14 protein-coding genes are annotated in these 15732 nt (G+C 57.4%); 3 read left to right on the plus strand and 11 right to left on the minus strand.

Annotated features, from left to right (window positions below; translation table 11 throughout):
* Window position 1 precedes the first annotated feature (1 nt).
* From ccoG to ccoN, 6 genes are all read right to left on the minus strand, one after another.
* Window positions 2-1429 carry a cytochrome c oxidase accessory protein CcoG gene (gene ccoG, locus ACR0DK_RS04655; protein ID WP_223117102.1) on the minus strand — a complete coding sequence of 476 codons (1428 nt, stop codon included), beginning with the start codon at window positions 1427-1429 and terminating at the stop codon, window positions 2-4.
* 111 nt (window positions 1430-1540) lie between these two features.
* On the minus strand, window positions 1541-2419 hold the full coding sequence (locus ACR0DK_RS04660; protein WP_480734945.1) for a LysR family transcriptional regulator: 879 nt from the start codon (window positions 2417-2419) through the stop codon (window positions 1541-1543).
* Window positions 2420-2830: 411 nt separating this feature from the next.
* On the minus strand, window positions 2831-3694 hold the full coding sequence (gene ccoP, locus ACR0DK_RS04665) for a cytochrome-c oxidase, cbb3-type subunit III (protein WP_223117104.1): 864 nt from the start codon (window positions 3692-3694) through the stop codon (window positions 2831-2833).
* Entirely contained in the window at window positions 3691-3903 is a 213-nt protein-coding gene (locus ACR0DK_RS04670) for a cbb3-type cytochrome c oxidase subunit 3 (protein WP_170398624.1), read from the minus strand. Before ACR0DK_RS04670 ends, ccoP begins: the two co-directional genes overlap by 4 nt.
* A gap of 11 nt (window positions 3904-3914) precedes the next feature.
* Window positions 3915-4643: a cytochrome-c oxidase, cbb3-type subunit II gene (ccoO, locus tag ACR0DK_RS04675; RefSeq protein ID WP_170398627.1), complete on the minus strand. Its 729-nt coding sequence runs from the start codon at window positions 4641-4643 to the stop codon at window positions 3915-3917.
* A 14-nt stretch (window positions 4644-4657) separates the two neighbouring features.
* The gene (gene ccoN / locus ACR0DK_RS04680; protein WP_170398630.1) at window positions 4658-6265 is read right to left on the minus strand and encodes a cytochrome-c oxidase, cbb3-type subunit I; all 1608 of its coding nucleotides are present in this window, start codon (window positions 6263-6265) and stop codon (window positions 4658-4660) included.
* Between the two features lie 192 nt (window positions 6266-6457).
* Between ccoN and ACR0DK_RS04685 the strand changes: the two genes are divergently transcribed.
* A complete protein-coding gene (locus ACR0DK_RS04685; RefSeq protein WP_170398633.1) occupies window positions 6458-7297 on the plus strand; it encodes a universal stress protein in 840 nt (279 codons plus the stop codon).
* Window positions 7298-7339: 42 nt separating this feature from the next.
* Here ACR0DK_RS04685 and ACR0DK_RS04690 read toward each other — a convergent pair whose 3' ends face one another.
* Together ACR0DK_RS04690 and fnrL are read right to left on the minus strand one after the other, a co-directional pair.
* Window positions 7340-7594 carry a GlsB/YeaQ/YmgE family stress response membrane protein gene (locus tag ACR0DK_RS04690; protein ID WP_480734949.1) on the minus strand — a complete coding sequence of 85 codons (255 nt, stop codon included), beginning with the start codon at window positions 7592-7594 and terminating at the stop codon, window positions 7340-7342.
* 39 nt (window positions 7595-7633) lie between these two features.
* Window positions 7634-8377: a transcriptional regulator FnrL gene (gene fnrL, locus ACR0DK_RS04695; RefSeq protein WP_170406526.1), complete on the minus strand. Its 744-nt coding sequence runs from the start codon at window positions 8375-8377 to the stop codon at window positions 7634-7636.
* Between the two features lie 61 nt (window positions 8378-8438).
* On the opposite strand from fnrL, the gene hemN reads away from it, so the two are divergent.
* Both hemN and ACR0DK_RS04705 read left to right on the plus strand, forming a co-directional pair.
* Window positions 8439-9794: an oxygen-independent coproporphyrinogen III oxidase gene (gene hemN / locus ACR0DK_RS04700; protein WP_170406528.1), complete on the plus strand. Its 1356-nt coding sequence runs from the start codon at window positions 8439-8441 to the stop codon at window positions 9792-9794.
* Between the two features lie 213 nt (window positions 9795-10007).
* Window positions 10008-11933, plus strand: coding sequence for an elongation factor G (locus tag ACR0DK_RS04705; protein WP_480734951.1), 1926 nt, complete (start codon window positions 10008-10010; stop codon window positions 11931-11933).
* A 22-nt stretch (window positions 11934-11955) separates the two neighbouring features.
* Here the strand turns inward: ACR0DK_RS04705 and ACR0DK_RS04710 are convergent, their stop codons facing one another.
* From ACR0DK_RS04710 to ACR0DK_RS04720, 3 genes are read right to left on the minus strand one after another with little or no spacing between them, the layout of a single operon-like run.
* Entirely contained in the window at window positions 11956-13533 is a 1578-nt protein-coding gene (locus ACR0DK_RS04710) for an ABC transporter ATP-binding protein (protein ID WP_170663193.1), read from the minus strand.
* A complete protein-coding gene (locus ACR0DK_RS04715) occupies window positions 13530-14636 on the minus strand; it encodes an ABC transporter permease (protein WP_170398652.1) in 1107 nt (368 codons plus the stop codon). The genes ACR0DK_RS04710 and ACR0DK_RS04715 overlap by 4 nt, the downstream gene beginning before the upstream one ends.
* Window positions 14637-15731 carry a microcin C ABC transporter permease YejB gene (locus tag ACR0DK_RS04720; RefSeq protein ID WP_480734954.1) on the minus strand — a complete coding sequence of 365 codons (1095 nt, stop codon included), beginning with the start codon at window positions 15729-15731 and terminating at the stop codon, window positions 14637-14639.
* Window position 15732 lies beyond the last annotated feature (1 nt).

The following is a 15732-nucleotide window of genomic DNA, read 5'->3' on the forward strand; positions in this document are numbered from 1 at the left end:
CTCAGCTTCCTCGTCCGTTGAAACTGGTATCCTTGTAGGCTCGCTCACCACTTTTCAGATCTTCGACCCAGATGCGAACCGAGGTGCTGTCAGCCGCCGCAGGGGCAGTACCCTGCGGAGCGGTGATATAGACGCGGGTCAATTGTGCCGTATCTGCAGTGACATTAACAGTCTCGCCTTCAACACCTTCGATTTCAATCTGCAGCGATGAATCGCCCGCAATCGTCAGTTTGAATGGCCGATCCTCGCCATGTTTGTTGCGCAGGCGTACATCATAGGTGTTACGGATCGTGCCATCTGAAAGGGTAACGAAAGTCGGATTCCGCACCGGCGCAACCGTCAAATCGATATCCGAACGAATAAACAGCGCAAAGAGCAGTGCAAATCCGACCAGTGACCATAGCGCCGTGTACAGGATCGTGCGCGGACGCAGGATGTGTTTCCAAACGTTTTTGGGTGGCTGACCTTCGCGTTCGCGGGCCTCATCACTCAGCGCCATATAATCGATCAGACCACGGGGCTTGCCTATCTTGGCCATCATGTCATCGCAGGCGTCGATGCAAAGCGCACAGGTAATGCATTCCAGCTGCTGACCGTCTCGAATGTCGATCCCTACCGGACAGACATTGACGCAAGCCATACAATCGATGCAATCGCCCAGCTCGCTGTCAGCCGTACGTTTGCCTTTGCCGCGTGGTTCACCCCGCCATTCGCGATATCCGACGACCAGGGTATCCTCGTCCATCATCGCGGCCTGTATGCGCGGCCATGGGCAGGCATAGATGCAGATTTGTTCGCGTGCAAAGCCACCGAAGAAAAACGTGGTGCCGGTCAGAATCAGCATCGTCGTATAGGCCACTGGATGCGCGTTTCCGGTGACCAGATCACGCGCCAGAGTTGGTGCATCCGCAAAATAGAAAACCCAGGCGCCACCAGTTGCGAGCCCGATGAAGAACCAAGCGACCCACTTGGTCAGGCGCAGCCGCGCCTTGCGGAAATCCAGCTTTTTCTGCCTGTGCAGACGCAGGCGCGCATTACGGTCGCCCTCGATCCAGCGCTCGACAAGGATATACAGGTCCGTCCAAACCGTCTGCGGGCAGGCATATCCGCACCAGACCCGCCCAAGCGCCGAGGTGAACAGGAACAGACCCAATCCTGCCATGATCAGCAGCCCAGCGACAAAATAGAACTCGTGCGGCCAAATCTCGATCCAGAAGAAATAGAAGCGGCGGTTCGCCAGATCCAGAAGAACGGCCTGATCCGGAAGGCTTGGACCGCGATCCCACCTGATCCAAGGCGTCACATAGTAAATGCCCAGCGTCACCGCCATGATGATCCATTTCAAATTGCGAAACGGGCCGGACACACGTCTCGGGAAAATCGGCTCTCTGGCAGCGTAGAGACTGGGGGTGGGATTGGAATCGCTCACAGGCTGGCTCCGCAACTGGCTATTCTGAGTGTGTGTTCTTCCAGATCACGAGGCAAGGGACTTTGACATGGGTCAAAACGCGCATCGAGCAGACACCTTTAGACGCGTGAATTACTGCTGGCTTCGCGCTTCGCGCCTCAGCCAGTTGATGAAGATTTTCACGGATCGCCTAAGAGCTTGTTTTTGCGTAACTATATGATACCCGCGCGTATCCGGCTCGGCGAAGAGTTCGACGACGCGGCCCGCATTGATGTCCGCTTCGACGAATTGTCGCACAGTGACGGTGACCCCTTGCCCAGACCGCAAACCATCCAGCAGCAGGTTACCGGGAAGCTGTGTACGCCCCGCGCCGCGTTCGGGTCCGACACCTCGCTCAGTCAGCCATTTTGTCCCCTCAGTCGTGCCAATTTCCTCAAGCCACGGCAACTGCGCAAGTTCTGCCGGGGACCAATCGGTTTTGTTACCCAATAGTGTGGGTGAGGCGACGATGACCATCGGCGTCTGCAACAACATTTCACACTCCACCCCCGGCCAACCGCCGGCGCCATAACGGATCGCTACATCCACGCCACCCGGTTGCAGCTCGACCACCTCAAAGGTTGGATCGAGAATCAGGTTTACGTCGGGATGCGTCGCGCGGAAACTCGGCAGTCGCGGCATCAGCCAAGATGCAGCGAAGGAAGACGTCAGCGACACATGAACCGGGCGGTCCTGAGCCGAGCGAGCCAGATCACCCACAGCAGCCTCGATCGCACCAAATCCAAGCTGCAGGGCACGGGCCAGATGCTCACCTTCCGCGGTAAGTGTCAGCGCTTTGCCCGTTCGGTCCAGCAGAGCCGCGCCCAGATGTTTCTCGAGCGCGCGAAGCTGCTGGCTGATTGCAGCGTGGCTAACATTGAGCGCAGCACCGGCCTCGACAACACTTCGATTCTCAGCGAAGGCTGCAAAGGCCCTGAGAGAGGCCAACGGCGGCAGTGATAGCCAGTCCATATGTAAACCCTGCTTACACGTTGAAATGGTAATTGAGTCGCATTCGGCGTGCGAAAGGTCAATCTTAAAGCTCAGAAACAACTCTGCACAGGAGGGAAACCATGCTGACCGTATTCGCCAGATCTTTTTTGAACGCGACACGCATCAATACGCCTCACATCTACGATGCGCCAAAGCCGGGCCGTCGCAAGCGGCGCTGGCTGCCCGAACATCATTGATGGAGAGAAAACCCGCGCGATGTAAATCTGAACGATCTTTGATACTGGTTTGAATGCCGTATCTGGACCGGCAGAGATTGCAGCCCTATTGTTTGAAAATCGGCACCGGCTGTTCTGGAAACGCGCGAACAGATGGAACAGCCGGTGCCTAGACCTTCGGGCGGGAGACCGCCCGGAGGTGTTCTGTTAACCCTTACTGACCGCCACCCAACTGGTGGACATAGGCCGTGACAGCGCGGATCTGCGCGTCGGTCAGACGGTTTTCCCACGGGGGCATGACGCCGAAGCGGCTGTAGGTGACCGTCTCGGTCAGTGCCTCTTCGCTGCCACCATAGAGCCAGATCGCATCGGTCAGATTCGGCGCGCCCTGGGAAACGTCGCCTTTGCCGTCATCACCGTGGCAAGCCGCGCAATTGTCTTCGAACACAACCTTGCCTGCCTGCGCCGCCGCGTCATCGGTCTGGGCGTTAGTCAGGGACATGACGTATTGAACCACTTGAGTGATCTCATCCTTTTCGAGGATCTCACCAAAGGCCGGCATCTCGGAATAGCGCGCGTCGTCGCTTTCCTCGTTCCGGATGCCATAGGCGATGGTGTACTCGATATCCTCAAGCGAGCCGCCCCACAGCCAGGCGTCATCCAGCAGGTTCGGGAAACCCGGCGCACCCTGCGCGCCCGATCCGTGGCACTGCGCGCACCAGGTTCGGAACACAGCGCCACCAGAGTTAACTGCGTATTGTTGCAGCTCCGCGTCGGCCGAGATTTCTTCCAGCGGTGTTTCCACCAACTTGGCATTCCACGGCGCATTCGCTTCTTCGAACGCGACCATTTCCTGCTGCACCAGCTCGCGCGAGGACCAACCCAGCACACCGGCGGTTGCCGATTGAACCAAGGGCCATGCGGGGTACATGATCGTGTAGATCACGCCCCAAATGATGGTCGCGTAAAAGGTCCAAAGCCACCAGCGTGGCATCGGATTATCGAATTCCTCGATTCCGTCCCAGCTGTGACCCGTGGTGTTAGGATCGCCCGGCTGTTTTTCAGGTGTCTTACTCATTGCCGCGCCTCCTTGGATGTGGCGGGTTTGTCGTCGCCCCGACGGGGCGCTGGGGCATCAGCGTGCCGGAACGGGATGTTGGCGGTGTCCTTGTATTCCTTGCTGGCACCAGGGCGGAAAACCCAGATGATGATGCCAATAAAAAACGAGAACAGGAGCAGCAACATCCAGCTATCCGCGAACTGCCTTAGAATTGTGTATAGTTCCATCACACCCTCCTTTAACGGCTTGCGTCCGGGGTGAAGGTCGAGAAATCGACCAGCGTGCCCAGCATCTGGAGGTAAGCAACCAACGCATCCATTTCAGTCAGCTCGGGCTGACCGTCAAAGTTACGCACATTGACCTTGTCGCCATAGCGTTCCAACAATCCATCATAATCGCTGTCCGGATCGGCCTGCGCCCGAAAATCGGCCTGCGCCTGTTCAAGCATCTCGTCGGTATACGGGGTGCCGACCACGGCATTTGCCGCCATGATGTCACCGATATACTTGCCGTCTAGCTTACGATCCTCAAGGAAGCCGTATTTCGGCATCACCGATTCCGGCACCACCGATTGTGGATCGCGCAGGTGGTCCACCTGCCATTGATCCGAATACCGGCCACCGACGCGGGCAATATCCGGCCCGGTGCGTTTGGACCCCCATTGGAACGGATGATCATACATGGATTCAGCCGCCAGCGAGTAGTGGCCATAACGTTCAACCTCATCCCGCATCGGGCGGATCATCTGGCTGTGGCAAACATAGCAGCCTTCGCGCAGATAAACCTCACGCCCCGCCAGTTCGAGAGGGGTGTAAGGGCGCATACCCTCCACCTTCTCGATGGTGTTCTCAAGATAGAACAGGGGCGCGATCTGTACGATGCCACCAATGGTCACGACCAGAAAGCTGAAGATCAGCAGGAGGGTCGCGTTGGTCTCGAGGATCTTGTGTTTGTCGAGAATTGCCATTGCTCCGGCCCTCCTTATTCAGCCGGGACCGCGACGGTCAGGCTAGCCTCTTTGGCCGGTGCTTTCCGTACAGTCATCCACAGGTTGTAGCACATGATCAGCGAGCCAGCGACGAACATCACGCCACCCAGCGCACGCACCACATACATCGGGAACTTCGCGGCAACGGTGTCAGCGAACGAATTCACCAAGAAGCCATTGGCATCCACTTCACGCCACATCAGGCCTTCCATGATACCGGTGACCCACATCGACGCCGCGTAGAGAACGATGCCAATGGTGGCGAGCCAAAAGTGCCAGCTGACCAGCTGCAGCGAGTACAGACGCTCACGCTTCCACAGAACAGGGACTAGGAAGTAAAGAGCACCAAAGGTGATCATACCGTTCCAGCCCAGCGCGCCCGAATGTACGTGACCGATAGTCCAGTCGGTATAGTGGCTGAGGCTGTTCACAGCGCGGATCGACATCATCGGACCCTCGAACGTGGACATGCCGTAAAAGCCGACCGAAATCACCATCATCCGGATCACTGGGTCAGTGCGTAGTTTGTCCCATGCACCCGACAGGGTCATCAGACCGTTGATCATACCACCCCACGAAGGCATCCATAGGATCACCGAGAATACCATGCCAAGGGTCGAGGCCCAATCAGGCAGCGCGGTATAGTGCAGGTGGTGCGGGCCGGCCCAGATATACAGGAAGATCAGCGCCCAGAAGTGGATGATCGACAGCTTGTAGCTGAATACTGGACGCTCAGCCTGTTTCGGGATGAAGTAGTACATCATACCCAGGAAACCGGCAGTCAGGAAGAAGCCCACGGCGTTGTGGCCATACCACCACTGGATCATGGCATCCTGAACACCAGACCAGACGATGACCGATTTCGATCCCCAGATGCTGACCGGGATGGTCATGTTGTTGACCAGGTGCAGCATGGCGACAGTCACGATAAAGGCCAGATAGAACCAGTTTGCCACGTAGATGTGCGGCTCTTTCCGCTTGATGATCGTGCCCAGATAAACAGCCAGATAGGCAACCCAGACAACGGTCAGCCACAGGTCAACGTACCATTCAGGTTCGGCATATTCTTTCGACTGCGTTCCACCAAGTATATAACCGGTTGCCGCAAGCACGATGAACAGCTGATAGCCCCAGAACACGAACCATGCCAGGTTTCCACCCCAAAGTCGCGCAGCGCTGGTGCGCTGTACGACATAGAACGAAGTTGCGATCAACGCGTTACCGCCAAAGGCGAAGATCACCGCCGATGTATGCAGCGGCCGCAGACGCCCGAAATTAAGATAGCCCTGCGCCCATTCGAAGTTTAGCGCCGGAAAAGCTAGCTGGAATGCAATAAAAGTCCCCGCCAGGAACCCGACCACCCCCCAGAATGCGGTTGCGATCACGCCGTAGCGGATCACATCATCCATATACTCACCAGAGCGGTCGACGAGGATATCTGGCTCTTCCGTGTTTCTAAGCGTCCAGATGAACAGACCGCCGGCGATCAACATCACCAGAATTGCGTGCACCTGATACGCCAAATCCCGTGCATAATTAGAGCCGATGGCTGCGAACAACACCACCAGCCCAAGCACGATCAGCTTGATGTAATTTGACATATTGCGTCCCTTTGCCATGCCTCGCGCGATTCTTCGTGTCACGCGAAACCTTTTTGACTGCATGCTGTAATGCAGCGAGGTCGCCTTTGACGCTTTGATCTGCATCAAGACAAGCCCCTGTTTTCTGTGAGAGGTATTTTGCAGAAACAGACACGCGCTGGCAACGGACAGCGCCGGAAACATGAGGTCGACATGGCATTTAAATCTCTTCTTACGGTCATGACGGAAACCAAGCTTTCTCAGAACGCACTGGCACAAATGGTGGCATTGGCAGAAGGGCAGGACGCCCATGTCGAAGCGTTGTGTCTTGGCGTCGATCGCAGTCAGACCGGTTATTATTATGCCGGTGCAAACGCTTTGATCCTGCAGGAGACCCTGAGCCGCGCCAATGCCGAGGCGGACGAGATACTCGCCTACGCTCAGGATTATCTGGGTAAGTCGGGCGTGCGCTGGTCCGCTGAAAACGGGGTAGCTCAGATCGCTGATCTCGGGCGACATGTCGCACGTCGCGCGCGCTTTTCGGATCTCGTGGTATTGCCGCGACCTTATGGAAAAGACCGCGACGCAGAAGCTGAACCCATCGTCGAGGCCGCCATGTTCGAAGGCCATTCGCCGGTGCTATTGGTGCCCGATGATAACAAACCGATTTCGGCCCCAAAAACCGTCATGGTGGGCTGGAACGAAAGCGTCGAAGCGATGCGCGCCATCCGTCGCGCGTTGCCATTCTTGAAGCAGGCCGAACTCACACGGATTGTTGTGATTGATCCACCGCGTCATGGGCCGGATCGATCGGACCCGGGCGGTCTGCTATCTCAGATGCTGGCGCGACATGGGGTGAAGTGCGAAATCGACGTGCTCAGCAAGACCATGACGCGCGTCTCAGACATCCTCAATCGCCACGCTGCCGATACCGAGGCCGATATGATCGTTATGGGGGCCTATGGCCATTCGCGCTTTCGCGAGGCCATTTTGGGCGGTGCGACCCGCAATATGCTGGAGCAATCAGAAATCCCCGTGTTTCTGGCTCACTGACGACGCCAACAAACGCAAAAGCCGCCCGTCTCTGGTGCGGCTTTATTTCTTGCGGATCAGGCCGATCAGGAACAGCAGGATCACCGCGCCGATAGTGGCAAAGAAGATCGAAGAGATGAGCCCTCCGCCAACCGCAAAGCCCAGGGCGGGAAAGATCGTGCCCGCCAGAAACGCACCGACAATCCCGACTATAATATTCCCGATCAGGCCGAACCCACGCCCTTCCATGATTTTTCCCGACAGCCAGCCAGCTATTGCGCCGATGAACAGCATGGCGAGTAAACCGCTAAATTCCATAAGGGACTCCCAATTGTTCGAGGGCGGCGGGCTGAGGCATCAGACCAGAAACCCGCCATCGGTATCGTCGCCCGCCTCTTCCATTAGGCGCCCCATATCGGGGATTGTTACATGGCGTTTACCTTCCAGAGTAATGACCTGATCTTTCTTCAAGGCGGAAATCTGCCGGCTGACAGTTTCCAGGGTCAGCCCAAGATAGTCGGCCATCGCCTCGCGCGTCAGTGGCAGGTCAAAGACAATCGGAGCTACCATTCCGGCTTGATGAATCGATGCGTCCCGGCGCGCGATGATCGAAAGCAGGCTGGCAATCTTTTCCCGCGCCGTCTTGCGCCCAAGCACCAGCATCCACTCACGGGCCGCATCCAATTCGTCCAGCGTCATTTCCAGCAGACGCTGCGAGATGTGCGGCGTTGTGATCATCATGTCTTCGAACGGCTTTTTGCGGAAACAGCACATCATCAGATCGGTGGTTGCAACCACGTCATAAGGCGCGTTGTCTCGTCCAGGGCGACCCACGAAATCACTAGGCAGCAGCAGGCCGACCATTTGCCTGCGCCCATCCTCCATCGTCTGTGTCAAAGACGCGATTCCCGACACGACCGAGCCGACAAAATTCATCGGATCGCCGGACCAGATGATCGTCTGCCCCGCCTCAAAGCTGCGGTAGTACTTGATGTTCTCAAGCTCTTCCAGCTCGTCCTTTTCGCAATGCGCGCACACCGCACGATGCCGGATCGGGCATTCTGCGCAATTGGTGTGGTCGAATTGGGCCTTGAGTGTCATTCGCGCTTCCATTTGATTTCGGTCAAAGTACCCTGGGCCCTCCAGCTATAGTCATATCTTTATGACACTGAAACCTCAACTGGCACGGCTTGGACTTTTTGACGCGAAAGTACCGCGTTACACAAGCTATCCCACCGCACCCCACTTCAGCAATGACGTTGGGGCCGATCTGTTTAGCGACTGGATTTCCGGGATTGCTCCGGGCAGTTCAATCTCGCTTTACATCCACGTACCCTTCTGCCGTCGGCTGTGCTGGTTTTGCGCCTGCCGGACACAAGGCACCCAGACTGATAACCCGGTCATTGCCTATGTCGACGTGCTAAAGGCCGAGCTGGACCTGCTGGCGGCACGCCTGCCAGAGGGTGTTAAACTGTCGCGGCTACACTGGGGCGGCGGTACGCCGACGCTGTTGAATGCAGACTTGATGCGGGATCTGGCCGCGCGAATCCTTGAGATTGTGCCTTTAGGCCCAGACGCCGAGTTTTCCGTCGAGATCGATCCGAATGAGATCGACGAAGCCCGGCTGGATGCACTGGCCGAAGCCGGGATGAATCGCGCATCGATCGGCGTTCAGGATTTTGACGACGAAATCCAGAAAACCATCGGTCGCATTCAAAGCTATGACACCACCCGCGAAGCTGCCGAGATGATCCGCGCGCGTGGTATATCCAGCCTGAATGCGGACATCCTTTATGGCCTGCCCCACCAGACCAAGGCGCGCATGACCGAAAGTGTGCAAAAGCTGTTGTCGCTGAACCCTGACCGGGTCGCACTCTATGGCTACGCGCATGTGCCGTGGATGGCCAAGCGCCAGCAGTTGATTCCATCAGATGCCCTGCCCACACCGGAACAGCGACTGGAACTTTTTGAAACCGCCCGGCGACTGTTCCTATGGGACAATTATGCCGAGATCGGGATTGACCACTTCGCGACGCAGGACGATGGGCTGACCCATGCGCTGCGCGCTGGTCGATTGAAACGGAATTTCCAGGGCTATACAGACGATCAAGCTCCTATTCTGATTGGCTTGGGTGCAAGCTCGATCTCACGCTTCCCGCAAGGATATGCGCAAAACGCACCGGCAACCTCGGCTCATACGAAGGCCATACGCGAAGGGCGGTTCTCGACGTCGCGCGGGCATTTGTTCAAAGATCAGGATGTTCTACGGTCTCGTCTGATCGAAGCATTGATGTGCGATTTTCAGATCAACTCGGCCGAGATTCTGCGCGATTATGACATTTCAACTGCGGAACTGCAGCAAATGTACGCAACGGCAAACGCGGCCTTCGACGGGTTGCTACGCGTGGATGAAAACGGATTGTTCATACCGCCCGAAGCACGTGCGCTGACCCGCATGATCGCGCGCAGCTTTGACACGTATGATCTGAGTAAGGCTGGGCATAGTTCCGCGATCTGAACACTCTTCGGCAGGTCGTTTTTCGCGACCTTCCCTTACAAACCGGCACGGGGGCTTGACGCATGCCTTCGGTTTTCTCCACACTCAAGGGGTGGAGAGACCCACCTCTTCACAGCCTGAGGCAGGCAAACGCAGACAGTTCTTGCCGACGCGCATGCGTTCGACAGCCCTTTTCGTGCAGCCATACTGCAACCTGAAAGAGGGACAGCACTCATGCGCGTTTTCACCGTCCTCGGCCCCAGCCAATCGGGCAAATCCACCTTGGTCGAAGCGATCAGCCGCCTCGACGGGCGGCCCACCACATTCGATGTTGCCGGAACCGTGCATCTGCACGGTTTTTCTTATTTAAACGAACCGTGGTGCGCGGTGGACGTAGACGGAGGCGGCGATGCGCTGGCCTATGTCGGCCCGGCCATGGCGATCTCGGACGCAGCAGTTGTGGTTGTCCCACCTGACCCCGATGCCGCCGTTCTGTGTGCCCCGTATCTAAGGTTGGTCGAAGAGGCCGGCATTCCCTGTTTTTTATTCATCAACCGCATGGACAGCCCCAACGGTCGCATCCGCGACATCGTTGCTGCACTGCAGACCTATTGCACCCACCACATCGCTCTGCGGCAGGTGCCGATCCGGGACGGAGACACCATTATCGGCGCAGTCGATCTGATCTCAGAGCGCGCCTGGAAGTATCAGGAGGGGCAGCCCTCGGCCCTGATCGAGCTACCGCAATCAGCGGAAGACCGCGAACAGGAAGCACGCACTGAGTTGTTGGAGACCCTATCGGATTTCGATGACAATCTGCTGGAGCAACTGATTGAGGACAAACAGCCCCCAAGCGACGAGGTCTACGAGCTGGCCGCACAGGTCTTGCAGAACCATCAGCTTATCCCGGCCTGCCTAGGTGCCGCGAGCCATGGCAACGGTCTGACCCGTTTGATGAAAGCACTGCGCCATGAAGCGCCGGAATTCAACATTGCAGCTGACCGGGATGAGGCCGAAGAAAACGCCCGCGCCATTGCTGGCTTTGCGGATGTGAAGAAGCATATCGGCAAGATCACCGTATTGCGCGGTCTGGGCGACGGCGTGAAAGCTCATGAACCCCTTGGTGGCGAAACTGTTGGAAATCTGACAACCTTGGACGCCAAGACCCAGATCAGCGCGCTTGAAGCCGGACATATTGGCCTTGCTGTCAAATCCGACCACCTTAATCCTGGCTTCATCTATGACAGCGCGGCGGCAACGCCATTGCCGGAATGGGCCTCATCCCATCCTGCCGCGCATCGTCAGGTCGTATCACCTGCGCATGAGCGAGACGACGTGCGCCTGTCGAATGCGTTGACCCGGCTGGTTGAGATCGACCCCGGCCTGCACCTGGAGCAAGACGAGTTGAGCGGTCATTCTATTCTGGGCTCACAAGGCCCGCAGCACATGCGCCGCGTGACCGCCAAACTCGCCGAGGATTTTGGCATCGAGATTGAGGCCGAAGCCGCCGGAACCGCCTATCGCGAGACCATCCGCACAAAGGTCGATCATCGCCATCGCCACCGCAAGCAATCCGGCGGTGCGGGGCAGTTTGCCGATGTGGTCATATCCATCGCTCCGCTGCCGCGCGGCTCGGGGTTCCAGTTCGAGGAAGTGGTGAAAGGTGGGGCCGTACCCCGGAATTACATTCCTTCGGTTGAACACGGGGCCAAAGACGCATTGATCGAAGGGCCTGAAGGCTTCCCAGTTGTGGACGTCAAGGTGACACTCAGCGACGGCAAACACCATAACGTGGACAGTTCCGATTATGCTTTCCGCACTGCTGGCAAGAATGCCGTGCGCGAAGCGCTACCCGAGGCGAAACCCGTCGTCCTGCAACCTATCCTGAACGCCGAAATCCATCTGCCCTCAACCTTCGTCGGCGATCTTGTCCCGACGATCAGCTCGCTGCAGGGGCAGGTTCTTGGGTTTGAAGGCAACCCCAACGCCTCAGGCTGGGAAATATTCAATGCGACACTCCCCGCCGTGGCCGAGGATGAACTGCACCGCACACTTGCCAGTGCTACCCGCGGGACCGGTTGGGTCAAACTACAATTCGATCACTATGAAGAGCTACGCGGCCCCGTTCCCGCGTCAGCCAAAAACAAGGAAATAGCCTGACATCAAAGGCGCGGGCTGCGTATCAGCCCGCTGCCGCGATCAGTTCGCGCGTGTAATCGGTCTGGGCGTGTTCGAACAAATCTTCGGCAGCGCCCATCTCGACGACATCGCCGTTTCGCATGACGATCACGTTGTGGGACATCGCGCGCACGACCTTCAGATCGTGACTGATGAACAGATAGGCCAGCCCGTATTTCCTTTGCAGCTCACGCAGCAGGTCAACGATCTGCACCTGCACGGTCATGTCCAGCGCACTTGTAGGCTCGTCCAGAACCAGCAGCTTGGGCCGCAACACCATGGCGCGGGCGATGGCGATCCGCTGGCGTTGCCCGCCGGAAAACTCATGCGGATAGCGGTCCATCGCAGAGGGGTCCAATCCGACCTCGTTCATCACTTCGGCCACCAGATCGCGCGGGGCGCGATGAGGATCGACCTTATGGATGGCCAGCCCCTCGGCGATGATCTGCATGCAGGTCATCCGCGGGCTGAGGCTGCCGAACGGATCCTGAAATACGATCTGCATGTCCTTGCGCAACCGCCGCAACTCGCGCGTTGACCAGCGGCGCACATTCTGGTCGCGGAAAGTGATCCCGCCCTCGGACGCGATCAGACGCATGATCGCCAGCGCCAGCGTCGTCTTGCCCGAGCCGCTCTCCCCCACGATCCCAAGCGTTTCCCCGGCACGGACGCTGAGGGTCGCGTCGTTGACGGCCTTCACATAGCCTACGGTCCGTTTCAGGAAACCGCGCTGGATCGGGAACCAGACTTTCAGGTGATCGGTGCGGGCTACCTCTTCGGCATCCGGGGCCACCGGGTCGGGGTGCCCGGACGGCTCGGCCTCCAGAAGCTTGCGAGTATAGGGGTGTTGCGGGTTGTCGAAAATCTCCGTTGTCACTCCGGCTTCGACAATTTCACCGTCCTTCATCACGCAAACCCGGTCGGCGATGCGGCGGACGATGCCAAGGTCATGGGTGATGAACAACATCCCCATGTTCTCGGACTTTTGCAGTTCGGCCAGCAACTCCAGAATCTGCGCCTGGATGGTGACGTCCAGCGCCGTTGTCGGCTCATCCGCGATTAAAATGTCCGGCTTGTTCGCCAACGCCATCGCGATCATCACGCGTTGACGCTGCCCGCCGGACAACTGGTGCGGATAGCTGTCCAGCCGCTCCTCGGGGTCTCGGATGCCGACCTTGGTCAGCAGTTCTACAATCCGTTCCCGCGCCTCATCGCCGGTAACGCCCTGATGCAGAGCCAGCGATTCCGCCATCTGTTTCTGGATCGTGTGCAATGGATTGAGCGAGGTCATCGGCTCCTGAAAGATGAAACTAATGTCGTTGCCGCGCACGTCCATCAACCTGTCTTCGGACGCGCCAATCATCTCTTGACCGCCATAGGTGACTGAGCCTTCGACAATTGCGCTATCACCCAGCAGCGACACAGTGCTCAACGCCGTCACGGATTTGCCCGAGCCGGATTCGCCCACCAAAGCCACCGTTTCACCCCGGTCGACGGTAAAGGACACGCCTTTGACTGCCGCACTCACCTGCCCGTCCTGCCGGAACGAGACCTTGAGGTTGTTCACATCCAAAAGGCTCATGAGAAGGTCTTTCTGGGATCAAACGCATCGCGGACGCCTTCAAAAATGAAGACCAACAGCGACAGCATGATGGCAAAGGTGAAGAAGGCAGTGAAGGCCAGCCACGGTGCCTGAAGGTTCTGTTTCGCCTGCAAAGTCAACTCTCCAAGCGACGGGGCTGAAGACGGCAAACCGAAGCCAAGGAAGTCCAGCGAAGCCAGCCCACCGATGGTTCCAGTCACGATGAACGGCATGAAGGTCAGCGTGGCGACCATCGCATTAGGCAGCATGTGGCGAAACATGATCGTCATGTTACCCACGCCCAGCGCCCGCGCGGCACGGACATACTCCAAATTTCGTGCCCGCAGGAATTCAGCGCGCACGACGCCCACCAGTCCGGTCCAACTGAACAGGATCATCAGAATCACCAAGAGCCAGAAACTTCGCCCAAGAATCGCGAACATGATGATAATGACATAAAGCGAGGGTGTCGCCGACCAGATCTCGATAATACGTTGGAAGATCAGATCCAGCCAACCGCCAAAGAACCCCTGAATGGCCCCAGCAAAAATGCCGATCAAACTGGCCACACCGGTGACGAGTAAAGTGAACAGGATCGACAGGCGGAAGCCATAGATGACACGAGCTAACACATCTCGCTTGGTGTCGTCAGTGCCGAGCAGATTCTGGCCATTAGGCGGCAGCGGTGCAGCGCCCGGGCGGTCCACGCTGGTGTTGAAGGAATACGGGATTGGAGGCCAGATGGCCCAGCCTCGCTCAAACCCATCCGCTTCGAACGTGCCCGCCTTGATTTCGTCGATAATACCTTCGGGGTCGTCGAAGCACTGATCCAATCCGCCGCTATCGATCAGGCACATGACCTCGGGGTCGCGATAGATCGCCTCGGTCTGGAAATCACCGCCGAACTCAGTCTCGGCGTAAAAGTTGAAGACTGGCGTGTAGATTTCACCCCGGTACTTTACCAGGATCGGTTTGTCGTTGGCGATGAACTCGGCAAACAGCGATAGGCCGAACAACACCGAGAAGATGATCAGCGACCAGAACGCCCTGCCATTGCGCCGGAAGTTGCGCCAACGGCGCTGATTGAGAGGGGAGAGTGCCATTTACCCCTCCCGCTTTTCGAAATCGATACGCGGGTCAACGAGCACATACATCAGATCGCTGATAATGCCGACGACCAGCCCCATCAGGCCAAATATGAAAAGCGTACCAAAAATCACCGGATAGTCGCGCGCCACTGCGGCCTCAAAGCCCAGACGCCCAAGACCATCGAGCGAGAAAATGGTCTCGATGATGATCGATCCACCGAAGAACACACCAATGAATACAGCAGGGAAACCTGCAATCACGATCAGCATCGCGTTGCGGAAGACATGACCATATAGCACCTTGCTTTCACTCAAACCCTTGGCGCGAGCGGTCATCACGTACTGCTTCTTGATCTCATCCAGAAACGAGTTCTTGGTCAGCAGCGTCAGCGTCGCAAAGGCCGAGATGGTCAGCGCGATTATCGGCAAAGCGATGTGCCAGAAATAGTCAGTAATCTTTCCAAACAGGCTGAGGCTGTCCCAGTTGTCCGAAGTCAAACCCCGTAGCGGGAAAATCTGCCAGTAAGAGCCACCGGCGAACAACACCAGCAGCAGAATGGCAAACAGGAAACCGGGGATAGCATAGGCCACGATGATCGCACCGCTGGTCCAAGTATCAAAGTTCGACCCGTCTTTGATCGCCTTGCGGATACCTAGCGGGATCGAGACCAGATAGGCGATCAGCGTCGACCACAGACCCAGCGAAATAGACACCGGCATCTTTTCCAGCACCAGATCAATCACACTGATCGAGCGGAAATAGCTCTCGCCAAAATCCAGCGTCAGGTAGTTGCCCATCATGCCTAGAAAGCGTTCCAGTGGCGGTTTGTCGAAGCCAAACTCTTTTTCCAGTTCAGCGATGAATTCGGGCGGAAGGCCACGCGCACCGACGTATTTGTCATCAAAGGCACCACCTGCGGGCTCGGCCCCGGCTCCGGCATCGCCACCACCAGCGAACCCAGCAAAGACGTCGCCCTGCCCTTCGATCTGCGCGATGATCTGTTCAATGGGACCACCGGGCACGAACTGCACCAGCGTGAAGTTGACGATCATGATGCCCAGAAGGGTCGGAATGACCAGCAACAGGCGTCTTAGGATATAGGCGCCCATG

It is taken from the genome of Ruegeria sp. CE6 (assembly GCF_056537485.1).

Bases quoted from the DNA above. Each gene is read 5' to 3' on its own strand.
- ccoP (WP_223117104.1), bottom strand. From the start codon at position 3,694: ATGAGTAAGACACCTGAAAAACAGCCGGGCGATCCTAACACCACGGGT.
- ACR0DK_RS04660 (WP_480734945.1), bottom strand. From the start codon at position 2,419: ATGGACTGGCTATCACTGCCGCCGTTGGCCTCTCTCAGGGCCTTTGCA.
- ACR0DK_RS04715 (WP_170398652.1), bottom strand. From the start codon at position 14,636: ATGGCACTCTCCCCTCTCAATCAGCGCCGTTGGCGCAACTTCCGGCGC.
- ACR0DK_RS04690 (WP_480734949.1), bottom strand. From the start codon at position 7,594: ATGGAATTTAGCGGTTTACTCGCCATGCTGTTCATCGGCGCAATAGCT.
- ccoN (WP_170398630.1), bottom strand. From the start codon at position 6,265: ATGTCAAATTACATCAAGCTGATCGTGCTTGGGCTGGTGGTGTTGTTC.
- ACR0DK_RS04710 (WP_170663193.1), bottom strand. From the start codon at position 13,533: ATGAGCCTTTTGGATGTGAACAACCTCAAGGTCTCGTTCCGGCAGGAC.
- ACR0DK_RS04685 (WP_170398633.1), top strand. From the start codon at position 6,458: ATGGCATTTAAATCTCTTCTTACGGTCATGACGGAAACCAAGCTTTCT.
- ccoO (WP_170398627.1), bottom strand. From the start codon at position 4,643: ATGGCAATTCTCGACAAACACAAGATCCTCGAGACCAACGCGACCCTC.
- ACR0DK_RS04670 (WP_170398624.1), bottom strand. From the start codon at position 3,903: ATGGAACTATACACAATTCTAAGGCAGTTCGCGGATAGCTGGATGTTG.
- ACR0DK_RS04705 (WP_480734951.1), top strand. From the start codon at position 10,008: ATGCGCGTTTTCACCGTCCTCGGCCCCAGCCAATCGGGCAAATCCACC.
- hemN (WP_170406528.1), top strand. From the start codon at position 8,439: ATGACACTGAAACCTCAACTGGCACGGCTTGGACTTTTTGACGCGAAA.
- fnrL (WP_170406526.1), bottom strand. From the start codon at position 8,377: ATGACACTCAAGGCCCAATTCGACCACACCAATTGCGCAGAATGCCCG.
- ACR0DK_RS04720 (WP_480734954.1), bottom strand. From the start codon at position 15,731: ATGGGCGCCTATATCCTAAGACGCCTGTTGCTGGTCATTCCGACCCTT.